The 569-nt window shown below is 44.1% G+C and carries 2 tRNA genes and 2 rRNA genes; all 4 read right to left on the bottom strand.

Going from position 1 to position 569, the window contains the following annotated elements:
* Positions 1-51: 51 nt before the first annotated feature.
* A tRNA-Thr gene (locus FG383_RS20765) sits at positions 52-127 on the bottom strand.
* A 13-nt stretch (positions 128-140) separates the two neighbouring features.
* A tRNA-Val gene (locus FG383_RS20760) sits at positions 141-216 on the bottom strand.
* 26 nt (positions 217-242) lie between these two features.
* Positions 243-358, bottom strand: a 5S ribosomal RNA gene (gene rrf / locus FG383_RS20755).
* Positions 359-482: 124 nt separating this feature from the next.
* A 23S ribosomal RNA gene (locus FG383_RS20750) occupies positions 483-569 on the bottom strand; the annotation flags it as partial.

Below are 569 nucleotides of genomic sequence, written 5' to 3'. Positions count from 1 at the left end.
CCTCTGATTAAAAGTCAGATGCTCTACCAACTGAGCTAATGGCTCGTACAATGGTGCCGGAGAAAGGACTTGAACCCTCAACCTACTGATTACAAGTCAGTTGCTCTACCAGTTGAGCTACTCCGGCAATGGATTAAATATGGTGGAGGATGACGGGCTCGAACCGCCGACCCTCTGCTTGTAAGGCAGATGCTCTCCCAGCTGAGCTAATCCTCCTGGGTATTAATGTATGTTTATTGCAAGCCCAGCGACGTCCTACTCTCACAGGGGGAAACCCCCAACTACCATCGGCGCAAAAGAGCTTAACTTCCGTGTTCGGTATGGGAACGGGTGTGACCTCTTTGCCATCATCACTAGACTTGAATAATCTTTTGAAAGACAAGTTCTATTATAACACATATGTATAAAATTGCAAGTGTTTTTTTAATAAAATTTTATTCTTTCAAAACTGGATAAACGACATTTTCAACAGATAAATACATTTGGTTAAGTCCTCGATCGATTAGTATTCGTCAGCTGCACGTGTCGCCACGCTTCCACCCCGAACCTATCTACCTCATCGTCTTTGA

Source organism: Psychrobacillus soli, assembly GCF_006861775.1.
GTDB lineage: Bacteria > Bacillota > Bacilli > Bacillales_A > Planococcaceae > Psychrobacillus > Psychrobacillus soli.
This window is presented reverse-complemented; position numbering and strand designations above follow the sequence as displayed.